Raw genomic sequence first — 16,416 nt, 5'->3', positions numbered from 1 at the left:
ATGTCGTATATTTTATTGTTGATCACCGAAGCCATTGAATACATCAGTGCAGAGCTCATCATCGTTACTATTACAGTAATGTTCTCTTATTTCATTTTGGCTAGTATCAGTACTGTTAGGAGGACGTCGGCAACTCTGTCTTCATTACGGAAGATTGCTGCTTTACATTCCAATGGAAAAATAGAGCAATCAAAGCTAACTCCACAACAGCAATCATGGGTAGCCCGCCATCTGGTGATTAACAGTAGCCGTGATGGTTATTATGAGCTGGAAATGCGAGGGGCTGCCATCGCCGCCAAACATGCCATTTCTACATTGGCTCCAGCAACGGATCTTAACAAATACAAGCCAATACCAGCAATATTAACAAGTTTGGGTATTACCGGGACATTCATTGGTATTACGGTAGGCCTAAGTGGCTTTTCAATGGTAGGGGACTCAACTGAACTGTTAACAACAGCAATGAAGCTTTTAGAAGGTATGAATACGGCATTTTATACCTCACTAGTGGGCTTAATGAGTTCGGCAATTTTCATGATTTGGATGAAAGTTTGTGCTCATCAAGTCGCTGGTAACCTAAATAAGTTTAATAAGCACCTTTCAAAGCACTATGTAGAAGTGAGTGCGGTTGATTATCTTAAAAACCTTTCGGGTGAGAGCCAGAACGAAGTTATTGATGCTCAACGTCGTTCTGCACTTGCGATGGAGGCTTTAGGTGACAATATGTCTCAAATAATGGTTGAGCTTCAATCATTGGTGAAAGGATTCAACTCTTCGGAGGTTGCAGATGCTGTATCGGGTGCTGTGTCGCAGTCTATCGAACATCAATTGACTCCTGTCATGCATGAAATTCGTAGTGAACTCGCCCAACTTAAAGAAATTAAAGAGCAGAATCAGAAAGAGCTGGTCCAAGAGTTAATTAATGAAATGAAGCTAGAGCTCATTACGCCTGTTGTCTCTGAGCTTGAAAAAACGTCAGAAGCTCTGACGACAAGTAACCATGTATCAGAAGAATTAAATAAGAATGTTGAAAAGGTAATTACTAGCACAGCGGAAACAGTAAATACCATCAACGGATTTCAAGAAGAAACGATGGTTAAACTCCAAGCGTTTGCAGAGTCATTGAAAGAGATCCTTGCAAGTTTTAAAGATGACACCCAAGGAGCAATGACGACGATAGCTATAGAAGTTAAATCCATGCTTGATGGTGCTAGTGCGGGATTAACGCAGCAAAAAGAAGCCTTTGAGTTAAGTGCTCAGAAAGCAGCGACGTCGTTTGAAGGTATTAAGTCCTCCATGGAACTCGCACTTGATGAACGTCAAGATAAAGAAGCAGCTCTATTTGATGGTGTTGAACAACGAATTGATAACTTGATAAATGGTTCAAGTGAGGCATTCAAAGCACAAACGGATGTTTTAGAAAGCGTTGGTCAACAGGCCTCTACGTTGATGACATCCGCAAAAGAGGAGTTGGAAGCAGGGCTTGGCGATATCGATACGAAAGTCAAATCAATGTCTACAACTGTACAAGCTGAATTGGAGGCGTTCCGTCAGCAATACCAAGAGAATTTGAGTGCTTACTTTGAAAAACAAAATGAGCTATTGGAATCAAACTTAGGCAAACAAAGAGATGGCTTAAACAGTGTGGTCGATAACTTCCGTACGGTTTTTGAGCAAGAGTATCAAACGCGTCATAATCTTCTTGCAAAGCTAACGGTTCAACACGAGCACTTGCAAAAATCTGCGGAAACTATCGAAAAAGTAGCAGAAGCCGTTGGGCTTAACTCGACATCTAAAATGGCAGAGCTTCAAGACGCGGCGCATACGATGAGTGCAGAGATTGCTAAGTTGAAGAGAGAGTATGTTAACGCATCTAAAGCATTCAGTAATGTAGCTAATGATATGCCTAAAGCGATGGAAAGTTACTTTAAACGTGCGAATGAAAGCTTTGAAGTTTTCTTTAAAGATTTTGACGATTCGGCTAGTAAGATTCACAACAAACTTTCTCAAGCAGCAGGCTATTTGATCAATGCGCAAGTTCAACGGCGTGAATTTGAAGCTGATGAGGTAAATAGCTAATGTTGGAGCTCAACTCTCAGCCTCAGGACCAAGAGACCGACGATTCGGGTGTGTGGCTATCCGTTGGGGATCTTATGTCAGTTGTGCTGATGATATTTGCACTACTGCTTATCAGTGCGTTAGTGCAAATATCAGAAGCACACGAAGAAACACAGAACACCCGTATTGTGATAATCAAGGACATCAATGATGCGCTGGAGAGTGCGGGTATTGAAGTACATGCAGATCCAAGTACGGGCGACATCTCCATTATGGATTCCATACTATTCGATGTGAATGATTATCGTTTGAAACCATCGGGTAAAGAGTTTCTGGATAATTTTGTGCCTATTTATACCAAGGTGATTTTCAAAGATGAGGCAACGGCCAAGGAGATTTCACGCATCGTCATTGAAGGACACTCAAGTTCAGAGGGTATGTTTGAACGGAACATGTCGCTAAGTGTGATGCGTGCGAACAGCGTGTCAGCATATATTAGCAGTATGAGCTTTAATAATAAGCCAGAGTTTTTTAATAAGGTCGCTATCTCTGGTCGTGGTTCGATAGAAGCGAATCAAGATCAAGCTGTCCCAACTGACCGGAAAGTAAAATTCCGTTTTCAATTTAAGGATGATGAATTCTTGGGGTATTTTTCAGAGGTAAAACGTGTCGAGTAACTTATTCAATTTTGAATTACCACGTCTACCAGAGATGAACAGCGTTGAGTCTCTATCGTTTGATGAATATTTCCACGGGTCTTTAAAAGACCAAGTCCTGCCCAACTTTCCGCCTAGAACATTGGCTCAGTTAGTTGCATTAGTAGATGAAGGGAAGAGCGACACGATATCTGTACTCGAATGGCTGGAGGTTATTGAAAATGAGAGCTACTGGGGGGGCCTTACTCCAAGTCAAGAGTTAGAGGCCTGTAGGGCAGTTTGGATGATCATTTGTACATCCTCTACGTTAGGTGGTATCGCGTATTTTAAAGCAGCGTTGGCTGCACAAGGACAACCTTCAAGTATGGTCCAGCCCCTTTTAGCTAGCATGACTATCGTGCGTGGAGTACAAGGTTTACATCAAATTTGTGTACAGAAAATAGATTGGATTACAGCAATTCAAAACAAGGATTACGCTGCATTGGCTCAGGCTTGTTACCAAGCGAATGTGGCCCCTCGAAAACGTATCAGGCAGTTAATGTTGCCCAATGCTAACAAATACGGTGAACGAATTATCCCTCATTTAGCTGATTGCACCTCAATGGCGCCAACCGAGAGTGACCAAGTATGGTTAGGTTCTTGTTTTCAAGAGCTTAAAACGACCAGCCACAGGGTAGCATTCTGCGATAAAATACTACTTAACTACGGAGCACGGTTGAAACAAGGTGTACTCTTGTCATTACTTGAGGAGCTGTGCCTGCCTAATAGTGAATACAGCCTTTGGTATCAGTTGAGCGATAACGCACTACAAAAGCTGAAATCATTGTTCAATTTGACTAGCTTTTCTGAGCTGCAGGCTATCACGAACAAGCTCTTGGGGCGCGATATGGCGCAAAACCTGTCAATACCAGAAGAACAGCAGAATCAGCTTCGTGGTCGTACCCTGTTTTGGTCAAACTACAGCGAAAAATTTGACCGTTTGAGGGTAATTCTTCCAAGAGGGACTAAAGACTTGCTAGAGTATAGCGGACTTAGGTTCTCTGAACAGGTGTCAGTATTCAAACAGCAGAAAGCAAATAATGTCGAAGTATTTATATTTGGATTAGGAAAACTGATTGTAGTTGAAGTACTGCGAGGGCCGATTAGTGAGTCTCGTTTCTACAAGAACAACAAATGGAACGCAGAACGTTTGTTTAATAGCGAGTTCAACTCATTGGATGAACTGCGTGAGCTGGCACAAGTTGAAGTCCATGATCATGTGTTTTTATGGCAATACTACTGCGAAAAGCTATTACGCACTCAGTTTAAAGTTACTCCCAATGAGTCACTTTCAAATTTTGCCGGTTTAAGTCGTCATAAATCACGTTATTCGCACAGCAGTGGTTTAGCCAAGCCCACATTAGACAGGATAAATGAGCGCAAGGAGATGCTCGAAATATGGTTAGAAAAGTTTTGGACATGTGAGTTTGCGACCACCAAATATGGTAAAGAAGACCCGAAACAGAACGAAGGCACATTATCGCTTATAAAAGCACAAGTTTATAAGCAACTCGGTGACAGTGAAAAAGAACATCATTACTTAAAGCAAGCTTCAGATTCAGGTAACACCGAGGCGAAGTATCGTTATGGTACTTCACTTATCAAAGGGGATGCGCAAGCTCGCAAAGAAGGCGAGCGACATATGTTAGAGAGCGCTAAAAAAGGCCACAAGTCTGCAGAAGAGTTTATCAAGAAATTTGGAATATCTGAGTATGCAGAGAAGCGTTCAATTTTTAAGAAGCACCTTATTAGCCTAAACAAGGCTAGTAAAATTTGGATTGGTTTTCACCACGAGAAAGGCTGGGTAGAGTTAGATCGAAACCTTATTGAAAACAGGCCGGAATCAAAGGGTGAGATGATATTCATAAATATGAGTAAAGGTGAAATGTTCTTCGAAGAAAAACGTAACTGGAAAGAACCACTCTTTATCTTTGCTCCAACGTATATTGACTTCGCATCTGATAAACAGCTGCAAGAGCTCGAAACAATTTTTACTCGATACAATATAAAGATAAAATAGCCGTTATGCTTTATATAATCAGTGGCTTAATTAATATCTTATGAAAAATATCCTTCTTGCGATAACAGGTGCTAGTCCTCAGGTATTAACGGAAACGCTGTTTGCGATTCATCAAAGTGGCAGACCGTTTCCTGATGAAATTTATGTCATCACAACGAAAAGCGGTAAGCCTCCTCTGGTCAATGGTCTGTTCCGAGATGGACATCTTCAAACCATGTTCAATGAATATTCAATGCCAGCGGTAACTTTTGATGAAAGCCATATCTGGATAATTGAAGATGGCCAGGGTAATCAGATTAATGATGCCAAGTCCATTGAAGACCAAACCTATATGGCAGACTACATCACTCGCAGAGTGCATGAACTTACCCAGCGAGAGGACACTGCGATTCACGCATCTTTAGCTGGTGGTCGAAAAACCATGGCATTTTACTTTGGTTATGCCATGTCGTTGTTTGGGCGAGAGCAGGATACCTTAAGTCATGTGTTTGTTGAAGACGAATTCGAATTTGTCCGTGATTTCTGGTATCCGACCAAGCAGCCTAAATGGGTTACCGGCAAGAACGGGCAGGGTGAGGTAGATGTAAGCAAAGCAACAGTTACCTTAGCTGAGATTCCCTTTGTTAGACAGAGAAACTCGATTGATGAGAGTTTAGTCTTATCAATGGCTACACACTCATTCAGTCAAACAGTCGGTATGCTCAATGCTTGCCACAACGAAGATTTTTCTGTGACGGTTAATACCAAAGCGAAGTTCGTCACAGTGGTAGGTGTAGACATTAAATTCACTGCAAAAGAATTGGCCTTTTATCTATGGCTACTAGAGTTTGGGGAAGCTGGTTTACTGGTCGATAGAGGTTTCGAACAGAACATCCAATACAGTGAATCATATCTGAAGCAATACGGCGAGCTCGCAAGAGATCCCCGCGTGTTTGCTACCTTTAATACCACTCCCGAAGATTATCTAGACGGTGATTTCTCCCAATTGAAAGGAATGGAAAAAGAATTCCTACAACCTTTGTGTTCCACCATCAATCGCAAGCTTAAAAACGCATTACCTAATGACCTTGCGAATATACTTGAAATAAAGTCGTTATCAGAAGCTCATAATCAGCGTTATTTTATTACGTTAGGTAAGAATAATTGTATTATTAGTCAATGATATAAGTTACTACTGAAATAAAAATGGAGATCGTGATGGCTAAATCGAACTTCGAATTTCTCAAAGGAGTGAATGATTTCCTATTCGCGATTGCTCGCGCTGCTGAGAAAAACTACCCAGACGATCCAAACACTACTTTAGTTAAGCTGCGTATATTTGGTGAGGCTACTGCTAAACACCTCGCCAAACTGCTTGATATCGATGTTCCGGAAAACCAAAACGAGTTATTGAGAGAATTGGGTAAAATCCCCTTTGTCGATGATTCCATTCTCAGAGTGTTTCACAAACTTCGTAGAATAGGTAACCAAGCAGTACACGAATACCATAACGACCTAGACGATGCAGCAATGTGTCTGCGTTTAGCCTTCCGTTTAGCGGTTTGGTATTACCGTTTGGTCACTAAAAACTATGGTTTTGCTGTTCCTGAGTTTGCTCTACCAACTTCGCAAAGCGGTCAGCAGTTTGAGCAAGAAATTCTGTCGCTAAAGCAACAGCTTGAATTAGCCAAACAGTCAAAAACACAGACCAAAGCTGAAGTGGAAGCCCAAAAGGCCAAGCTTACTGCACTTAATGGCTACATCTCCGTCTTAGAAAGTAAGCAAGAAGAAACGCAAGAGCAGTCAGATGCTCGCATTGCAGCCTTGAGCGCTAAGCTTAAAGAGAAAGAGGTTGAGCTTTCAACTAAGACAGAGGTAGAACGTAAAGCCTACCGTAAGCAAATTGCCAATGAAGCTAGCAAGCGTTCTCTAAATTTAGATGAAGCAGAAACGCGCTATTTAATTGATGCTCAGCTTCGTAAAGCAGGCTGGGATGCCGACACCAACAACCTAAAGTTCTCAAAGGGTACTAGACCAGAAGTCGGTCGCAACATGGCGATTGCGGAATGGCCAACGGGTGTTGATGAGGCGGGCAAAACTGGTTTCGCTGATTATGTACTGTTCGTTGGGTTAAAACCCGTTGCCGTGGTAGAGGCCAAGCAGCAAAACAAAGATGTGGCAGCAAAACTCACCGAAGCCTACCGTTACAGCAAATATTTTGAGCACGACTTTTTACGCAGTGAATTAGAAGCCCTCGCGAGTGACCAAGAACAACTAGATAAAGTTGCCGAAGCCATTCCCAAGTATATCCACACTTGGAATGGCAGCGCTGCGGGCGAAACGTATAAAGTTCCTTTCTGCTTCTCGGCCAACGGTCGTGACTACCGTGCGGCGGTAAAAACCAAGAGTGGCATTTGGTATCGCGATGTACGTCATGCCACCAATATGCCTAAGGCGCTGCCAGAATGGCACAGTCCTGAAGAGCTGCTCGCTAAGCTTGAAGACGATGTTCATTACCAAAACAGCTGGTTTAGCAAGAACGCAGATATGAGCGACCTTGGCTTGCGCTATTACCAGGAAGAAGCCGTGCAAGCGGTAGAAAAAGCCATAGTTTCTGGCCAGCAAGACATCTTACTTGCCATGGCGACAGGTACGGGTAAAACGCGCACCGCTATTGCGCTTATGTATCGCTTAATTCAGTCACAGCGTTTTAAGCGTGTGCTGTTCTTAGTTGATAGAACCTCACTGGGTAAACAGGCGCTAGACTCGTTTGAAGATACCAACATCAAAGGCGATACCTTTAACGCTATCTTCAACATTAAAGGGCTAACTGACCGTTTCCCTGAGGACAGCACCAAAATCCATGTTGCCACGGTGCAATCACTGGTTAAGCGCACGTTACAGAGTGATGAAGTGATGCCTGTAGGCCGTTACGACTGCATCATTGTTGATGAAGCGCACCGTGGATACATACTCGATAAAGAGCAAACCGAAGGTGAAGAGAAGTTCCGTAATCAGCAAGACTTTATCTCTTCTTACCGTCGTATTATTGATCATTTTGATGCGGTAAAAGTGGCACTGACCGCAACGCCAGCGTTGCACACCATTGATATCTTCGGTGGAGAGCAGCAAAAGCCCGTTTACCGTTACAGCTATCGTAAAGCGGTGATTGATGGCTACCTGTGCGACCAAGAACCACCGATTAAGATCATGACCAAACTTAGCAAAGACGGGCTCTATCTATCACAAGGTACCGAAGTTCAGCGTTTATCCAATCAAGGTGAACTGCTCAATGATCAGCTTGAAGACGAGCAAGGCTTTGAAGTTGCCGACTTTAACCGTACCTTAATCGCCTCGAATTTTAATAAAGTGGTGTGTGAAGAGCTGACCAATCATATCGATCCTGTTAACCATGTAGATCCTACCAATCCGCAAAAAACCTTAGTATTTTGTGTGAATAACACTCATGCGGATATGGTGGTGGAAGAGCTGCGCAGTGCGTTTAAGGCTAAGTATCCTGAGCTTGAGCATGACGCCATCATTAAAATCACCGGTGATTCCGATAAAGATTCCACCAAAGTGCAATCCATGATCACTCGCTTTAATAAAGAGCGTTTGCCAAACATCGTGGTTACCGTGGATTTGCTCACCACTGGTATCGATATTCCAAGCATTTGTAATTTGGTTTTCATGCGCAAGGTTCGCAGCCGAATTCTCTATGAACAGATGAAAGGCCGTGCGACTCGCTTATGCCCACAAGCGGGTAAAACCTCATTCCGTATTTTTGATGCGGTCGATCTCTATTCTACGCTGCAAAGTGTCGATACCATGCGCCCTGTGGTGGTGTGCCCTCAAGTGGAATTGCAAACACTGGTTAACGAAATTACTGACTCAGAAACTTATAAAACCATCGAAGCCGATGGCCGCAGTTTTGCCGAGCATAGCCACGAGCAACTGGTGTCTAAGCTGCAACGCATCGTTAGCCATGCACAGTTTAACCGCAATAAATCCAAACAAGTGGATGAGCACATTAAACGCATTGATGAAGTGTGTTTAAACAGTGCAGGGTGTGATTTTGCCAGCTTACCGAAAACCCTTAAAGACAAAGGGCCAAAATGGTCGGCAGAAGTGTTTAACAAAGTGACTAACCTAGTTAGCCGACTCGAGAGCTTAAAGAGTGATATTAACGCCCTGCGTGATATGCCTATTTTTACCGACGTGCATGATGAAATTGTCGAAGTGAAACAAACGTATGGCGAGTTCGATAATGCGGAAGACTTCTTGGAAGCGTTTGATAAATTGGTCGGGGCTTCAAGCAACCAGCAAGAAGCGCTAGACATTATCATCAATCAACCACGGGATTTGACCCGCAAAGGATTGATTGAGCTGCAAGAGTGGTTCGATAACCAAAACTTCAACGATTCGACTCTGCGCAGCGCATGGAAAACCGCCAAAAACCAAGACATAGCGGCTAAGCTCATTGGGCATATTCGCCGAGCCTCCATTGGCGATGCGCTAATGCCGTTTGAACAACGGGTTGATTTAGCTTTGGAACGCATTAAGGCCGCTAACGATTGGAACGATGAGCAGTTGAGCTGGTTAGATAGATTAGCCGCTTCTATCAAGGATAAAGTCATACTCGATGATGACACCTTTAAAACGGGTAACTACAAGCGAAAAGGTGGTAAACGTAAGCTTATGAACGTCTTCAATGACGAATTAGACAGCATACTCACCCAATTCAATGAATATATGTGGGATGAACCCGCCTAAAATCATACAATCACCCCAGAAAAATATTGAGCTGACGGTTGGTTCGAAGAGCCGTCAGCCACAACCAATTAGAGAACAAACATGAACAACAATGATCTAGTCGCCAAACTGTGGAAACTGTGTGACAACCTGCGTGATGGCGGTGTGTCTTACCAAAACTACGTAAATGAATTAGCGTCGCTACTGTTTCTTAAAATGTGCGAACAAACTGGTCAAGAAGAAGATCTGCTACCGAAAGGTTATCGTTGGGGCGATCTAAAAGCCAAAATTGGTCAAGAGCAGCACCAATTCTATCGTAACATGCTAGTTCAGCTTGGCGCCGATGAGCATGCGATTGTTCGTGCGATTTTCCAAAACGTAAATACCACCATTACCCAGCCTGCTCAGCTAACGGAACTGGTCAACAATATGGACAGTTTAGATTGGTATGAGAGCGGAGAAGGTAAAAGCCGTGATGACTTCGGCGATATGTACGAAGGCTTACTGCAAAAGAACGCGAACGAAACTAAATCCGGCGCAGGTCAGTACTTTACGCCACGTTCACTTATCAGCACCATCATCAAAGTCATGCAGCCACAGCCGCGTGAAGTGATTCAAGATCCAGCAGCAGGCACAGCAGGTTTCTTGATTGAGGCGGATAAATACATCAAATCACAAACCAACGATTTAGATGATCTAGACGATGATGATCAAGAGTTTCAAATGACCAAAGCCTTTGTTGGTTTGGAATTGGTACCAGAAACGCGCCGTCTAGCACTAATGAACTGCCTACTGCACGATATTGAAGGTGATCAAGATGAAGGCGCGATTCGTTTAGGTAACACCCTGGGTAGCGCAGGCGAAAATCTGCCAAGTGCCAATGTGATTTTAACCAACCCTCCGTTTGGTAGCGCAGCAAGTACCAATATTACCCGCACCTTTGTTCACCCAACTGGTAACAAGCAGCTCTGTTTTATGCAGCATATCTATGATGCGCTAGAGCCAGGCGGCCGTGCAGCGGTGGTAATTCCAGATAACGTGCTATTCGAAGGCGGTAAGGGTACAGAGATTCGCCGAGACCTGATGGACAAGTGTAACCTGCACACCATCTTGCGTTTGCCAACAGGTATCTTCTACGCTCAGGGCGTGAAGACCAACGTACTCTTCTTTCAAAAAGGCACGCCAGAGAACAAGAATCAAGACAAAGGTTGTACCAAAGAAACATGGGTATTTGATATGCGTACCAACATGAACACCTTTGGTAAACGCCGTCCACTAACCGAAAAGCATTTTGAGGCGTTTGTGAACGCTTATGGCGCAGATAAAAACGGTCAGTCTCATCGTGAAGAGGGTGTTTACGAGACTTTGGGCAACATTTTTGCTGAAGGTCAGGACAGTGTTGAACATATCATCGAAAACGCGCGCTTCCGCAAGTTCAGTCGTGACTACATTCGCGATCAAAAAGGCGATAGCTTAGATATTTCATGGCTTAAAGATTTAGAAGCCACCAGCGCAGAAAACTTGCCAGAGCCAGAAGTGCTCGCCGGTGAAGCAATGGCAGAGCTAACAGAAGCTATGTCTGAAATTTACCAATTGATGCAAGCACTTGGCGCGAGTGATGAAGCGGAAGGGCAAAAGCAGTTACTTGAAGAAGCATTTGGCTTGGCAGAAAAGCCGGAGGCAGAGTAATGAGTAATTTGCCGAAGGGTTGGAGAGCTATTCTCTTAAATGAGGTAGTAGACAAGATTGTAGGAGGAGGGACACCGAGTAAATCAGTTCCTTCCTACTATGAAGGTGATATCCCTTGGATGACAGTGAAGGATATGAATAAGTCGTATCTTACTGACACCATTGATCATATTACCCAAGAAGCGATTGATAACAGTAGTACCAATGTTATTCCTGCTGGAACGCCGATTATTGCCACTCGTATGAGTTTAGGAAAAATAGTCCGTGCAAGTTTTGATTCTGCGATTAACCAAGACTTGAAGGCCTTGTTCGTCAATAGAGAAGTCGATGATTACTACTTCGAATATTGGTACCGTTCTCAAGGATTGAAAATTGAGTCATTGGGTACAGGTACTACAGTTAAAGGGGTTAGGCTTGAAGTCATCAATGCTTTAGAATTTCCTCTAGCCCCACTAGCCGAACAAAAACGCATCGTTGAAAAACTCGATGAGGTATTGGCACAGGTCGACACCATCAAAGCCCGCCTAGATGGCATTCCAGACTTGCTAAAACGCTTCCGCCAATCGATACTCGCTTCTGCGGTGTCGGGCAAGTTGACGGAAGAGTATGGGTTTGAAAGATCTGAGCAATTCGAATGTAAACTAAAAGAAGTATTAGATATCACTTCTGGAATAGCATTTAAAAAATCTCAGTACTCAGAAGAAGGTAGTCGTTTACTTCAAATCGCAAATGTTGGATATGGAAAAGCGAAGTGGGACAAGGAATCATTTGTATCGCTAGATCTTGCTCAGGAATATAAAGACTTTTGTTTAAGTGACTGCGATTTGGTGATGGCGTTAAATCGACCAATTACAAACGGTACGTTAAAGATCGCTAAAATTGAAAGTAATGACCTACCAGCAACTTTATATCAACGAGTAGCAAGGTTACGAGTGAAAGAAGCTGTAGTTGGGACTCTATCTTTAGATTACTTGTTCTTATGTTTACGAAGCTCGGAGTTTAGAAAGCAAGTAGAAGCTAACCTTAAAGGATCAGATCAGCCATATTTAAATACATCGACCCTAGGTGAGCTTGTTATTGATACTTATTCTCTTGATGAGCAAAAAGAAATCGTTCGTCTAGTCGACCAATACTTTGCGTTCGCTGACACCATCGAAGCGCAAGTGAAAAAAGCGCAGGCGAGGGTAGATAACCTAACCCAAAGCATTTTGGCAAAAGCCTTCCGTGGTGAACTGGTGGAGCAAGATCCAAACGACGAGCCAGCCAACAAACTACTAGAGCGTATCGCCGCGGCTCGCAAAGAGGCCGAAGCCCTAGCCAAGGCAGCCAAAAAAGCCGAAGCGGCAAAGAAAAGAGCAGTCAAAGCAAGTGGTGTTAGCAAGGCTGCAGAAAACTCTTAATTTATAAAAACACAAGCACGCTGAAAGGCGTGCTTTTTTGTATATGGCGATATATAACGGCGTTTTCATAGTAGGCTATATTCCATAAATTCTCACATACTCCTAAATTTGTGAAGGGTGCTTCGCCATGGAAGACAAACACCAAAGAGGCCTCTTGCATAACCGTTTAAAGTTGAGTAGAGCGAGCCTAATGGTGACCGCTGAATCACCTGTTCATAAGCTTATGAAGAAAAGAGCGCCGGTCGAGTGAGTTATGTTGTTACATGAATTTAGTTCGAGAAGTCGTGTGAGGGTGAGCCTGCACTCAAGGTAAGAATACAAACTCTCCAAGATAGCGATACGCTATTGGCATATTTACTTTTGCAAGGTTGGGACTGGCAGTTAAAAATAACTAATTAATTTCAGCCAATTAACAACATCAGCTAACATGATAGGTTGTTTTATGACTATTCAAACAGATTCAAGTGGTTTATCGAACCGTAGTACGCTCTCTCTTAATCGGAACCAATCAATCAGTCATTGGCTAGATGACTTTATCAACAAACGCAAAGATAAGAGCATTAGTGTTAACGAGGGTTTGTTCCAGTATCAGATGACGCGACAAGAGTATAAGTCATTAAGAAAAACTCTGGCTAACGGCGCAAGTTTATCGGTAAAAAGTCATTTTTCCGATAAATGGTGTGCGGCGTTTGTTTTGTATGGAGCGGAATGGTTTCGTCGTGAATACAGTCGAGACTGGAGTTGGCAACCTATTTTTCAAAGCTTAGATTTAGAACTAACTCACCCGCAAATAAGTGACATTGTCTCGAAAGGGTTGACAAGGTATTGGAAGAAACCATTGGCCAAGTTTAGTAATGGCCACAATGATTATATTGGCTCGGTGTTTAGTGAGGGAGGGTTGCCCTCCAACCTTTTGTCGACAGATGCTAGTTTGCAGCAATCTAATCACTATCAGGATACCTTTTATGCAATTTTCGAACGTTATCAAGACGCTAAGGCTTTGGGTAGTCATGCCATTGAGGCACTGATTAGCTCTCGCATCACTGCATTCCCTGAAACTTTGCAAACCGATCGTACCGTAAGGCTCATTACCAGAATGATAGACAGACTAGATAGCTTGGTTTATCAGTTCGGTCTCGAAACACAAACGAATCCTGCGCAGTATCTGGACAAGCAGTTTCCTAGTTGGCGCGATAGTTTTCCTTTGCCCTTGGAAAATGAAACCGGGTCTGCCTTTCTAAGCCAATTGTTATCTACAGCCTCTAAAGAGGTGAATAAAGCGCGAACAGTAAGGAAGCGTTTGCAATGCCGCCACTCAATATCGTTCGGTCAGCAGGCGATCTATTCGTTAGTTTCGTTACCTCATCAGTGTGTTTTTGAATTATCTTTGAGTGCGTTAACCTCAAGTCGGTTGGAGTTAGCGGTATTTGAAGGTGCAGAGCAAATTGCATCGTTAGGTACGGGTTTTGCGCAATCAAGTGAGGGTGGAATATCGGTAAGGATGCGAAACCCTACCGTTGAAGTTCGCAGGAAAAAGCCAAGTAGTGAGCTTTATGTCGTTGCTATGCAATCCGGTCGTAAACTGGCTGATATCACACTTCCCAATAGTTCGTTAGATATTGGGGAATCGCCACTGACGCTATCTAGTGACGGTGACAAGTGGGAAGTCATGAGTCAGTCCACGTTTTCAACCCGTAGATCCAAGGTTGCCCTTTTATTGCCTGCGAACGCCATCGTACAGTCGGTTTATGGTGAGCTAGAGTTAGCGAATATTCAATTTAATGATTTACCCATTTATCTTCTAAATGGTCAATGTGAGATTAAAATTGGCTCGGATGAGAGGTACATTGTCACTTCGGGCTCTGATGACTTCACGACACAGGGCTACGTGTTAAAAGGTGAGCAAGTTCAATATCCGACGCAACCAGCAATGGTATTCAGAGGCATACCAAAGGTAGTTGACGAACTTTCGCAATCGCCATTATCTGTTGAAGAAGAGTTGGTCATCTACCTTGAGAATACGCCGCTAAGCTCTCTTAGCGCGAGTGAGTTTAATGGTAGGCAATTGTTGACAGTCAAAGATGAGCATGGGCTTGTAAAACTGAAGAAAAAAGTTGGTATTTTACCTAAAGACTTTGACGTTGAGTTTGAAAATGGTGGTCAGCCTAAACTAGGGGTGATTCGTTTCTTAACAAAATCGCCTTGTACTTGGAAACTAATCAGCGATTCGGTAAGCGTTGAATCTTTTGCCAATGCAGAAGGTGTGAAAGAAGTTCGCTTGATAGCTAATGATAAGCCGCCAGCCTCGGTACGCTTTGCAATTCAAGCAAATATTTTAGCTGCACCAATCACAATAGATGTTCCTTTCCCTGCACGCGGAGCCGTGGCCTACGACAAAGCTGGACGACCACTTTCACAGCGACTTTCGGTAGAGGATTTGTTAGGCAGTCGCTTGTTCTTGTTCTCGACTCGCGGCATACCAGCGACGTTTCAGCTTGAGGCTGAATTACGAGCAAAAGCGCACTCACAGTTCCATGTACCACCTTACTTTCGCTGGCAATACAAGGTTACAGATAAACCAGTGGAGATCAGTTTATATGGCTTGAAAGGGCAAATATTAGAACTGCTGTCTTTATCAGAAATGCTTGATAGTGAGGTCGAACTACGCCTCACTGGTCCAGGGCGTACCTTGACCTTCATAGTTAGCCACTATTCCACCATGCTAGAGCATGACAGACAGAATAACACTGTATCAGTGCGTTCATCGGCTGTTTCCGAAGCGAGCAAAACACAACCTGTATTAATGTCATTGGCCAATCCAGAGCAACCTTCGTTCGTATTGCAACCGAACCATAGCGAGAGAGAGACCAATGGTGAGTACGAACTGCCTGATATGGTTCATCGTGACGGTCCTTGGCTAGTCATCCCTGCAAAAGGCTCTGATGTGTTTTTTCGAGCTAAGTTTTTCCCTGGGGAGGCTCACGAGCGTAACGGCGAAGTAAAAACACTGCAAAAGGCCTCACAGTTGTTTCATCCTCAATTTGAGCCAGATGTGATTGCCGATGTTATTGATCAAATGGCCGAGGATTGGTCGCACAGTGGTTGGGAGTACCTGAAGCAGACTTACTTGAATTATGGTCACTTACCTTTACCGACGTTTGAAGTTTGGCGTCATTTAGTGCGAAATGAGCGTGCTCTCGCAGTGGCTATATTCCGTTTAGAGTTTGACGATAAATGCTTGTCTCAAATGGATGCAGAACTGCCATTACTATGGGAAACAATTGAGATATCTCATTGGCAGCATGCAATATCGTTGTTGACTCAAACACTCCAAGCAATAGGGCTTGAGGCTGCCATAGTAACAAGTATGGTTGAGCAGCAAGTATCAAAGCTGGGGCTTGCCATCCCAATCTTGAATGACACAGAGATTAAATCGATCTTGCTTCAGCAAAGTTCCTGTCAAATACCACTTCCTATGATGCAGATGATGATGAATGGTTGGTATCAAGACTTACTCCATACACACAGTGAAGATGATGATTGGCCAACAGAGATGGGGAGTGAGCTGAAACATTGGTGTCAGCGTCTAAATCTTTTGCCGTTTGAGTTTCCTGTGAACGGGGCGTTTCAATCAGGTGTGATCTATTGGCCTATTTTTGCTGCGGCGCTTGCCAGCAATAGAGTTCCCAGTGAGATCTCGAACGCCTTTCTCTCAGGGACTATTTTCCATTTACGCAAATTACGCGACTTCGACCATGATTGGTTCGAGCCAGTGTATCGCTTGTTTGTCAATTACTTTGCCAACGAAGCACAATAAGGAACT

The 16,416-nt window shown here is 43.5% G+C and carries 8 protein-coding genes; all 8 read left to right on the top strand.

Annotated features, from left to right (window positions below; genetic code table 11):
• The 8 genes from CTT30_RS08275 (at position 1) to CTT30_RS08240 (ending at position 16,410) form a co-directional block, all read left to right on the top strand.
• Complete coding sequence (locus CTT30_RS08275; protein WP_252034614.1) at positions 1-2,079, top strand: chemotaxis protein; 2,079 nt, start codon at positions 1-3, stop codon at positions 2,077-2,079.
• The gene (locus tag CTT30_RS08270) at positions 2,079-2,735 is read left to right on the top strand and encodes an OmpA family protein (protein ID WP_252034611.1); all 657 of its coding nucleotides are present in this window, start codon (positions 2,079-2,081) and stop codon (positions 2,733-2,735) included. The genes CTT30_RS08275 and CTT30_RS08270 overlap by 1 nt, the downstream gene beginning before the upstream one ends.
• Positions 2,725-4,773 (top strand): EH signature domain-containing protein, encoded by a 2,049-nt coding sequence (locus CTT30_RS08265; RefSeq protein ID WP_252034609.1) that lies wholly within the window; start codon positions 2,725-2,727, stop codon positions 4,771-4,773. The genes CTT30_RS08270 and CTT30_RS08265 overlap by 11 nt, the downstream gene beginning before the upstream one ends.
• A gap of 40 nt (positions 4,774-4,813) precedes the next feature.
• The gene (gene csm6, locus CTT30_RS08260; protein ID WP_252034607.1) at positions 4,814-5,935 is read left to right on the top strand and encodes a CRISPR-associated ring nuclease Csm6; all 1,122 of its coding nucleotides are present in this window, start codon (positions 4,814-4,816) and stop codon (positions 5,933-5,935) included.
• A gap of 35 nt (positions 5,936-5,970) precedes the next feature.
• Entirely contained in the window at positions 5,971-9,525 is a 3,555-nt protein-coding gene (gene hsdR / locus CTT30_RS08255; protein WP_252034605.1) for a type I restriction-modification system endonuclease, read from the top strand.
• 81 nt (positions 9,526-9,606) lie between these two features.
• On the top strand, positions 9,607-11,193 hold the full coding sequence (locus CTT30_RS08250) for an N-6 DNA methylase (protein ID WP_252034603.1): 1,587 nt from the start codon (positions 9,607-9,609) through the stop codon (positions 11,191-11,193).
• Complete coding sequence (locus tag CTT30_RS08245; RefSeq protein WP_252034602.1) at positions 11,193-12,593, top strand: restriction endonuclease subunit S; 1,401 nt, start codon at positions 11,193-11,195, stop codon at positions 12,591-12,593. The genes CTT30_RS08250 and CTT30_RS08245 overlap by 1 nt, the downstream gene beginning before the upstream one ends.
• Positions 12,594-13,035: 442 nt before the next feature.
• Positions 13,036-16,410 (top strand): STY4851/ECs_5259 family protein, encoded by a 3,375-nt coding sequence (locus CTT30_RS08240; RefSeq protein WP_252034600.1) that lies wholly within the window; start codon positions 13,036-13,038, stop codon positions 16,408-16,410.
• Positions 16,411-16,416: the final 6 nt, after the last annotated feature.

Origin of the sequence: Vibrio coralliilyticus (assembly GCF_024449095.1) — a bacterium.
GTDB classification, from domain to species: domain Bacteria; phylum Pseudomonadota; class Gammaproteobacteria; order Enterobacterales; family Vibrionaceae; genus Vibrio; species Vibrio coralliilyticus_A.
This window is presented reverse-complemented; position numbering and strand designations above follow the sequence as displayed.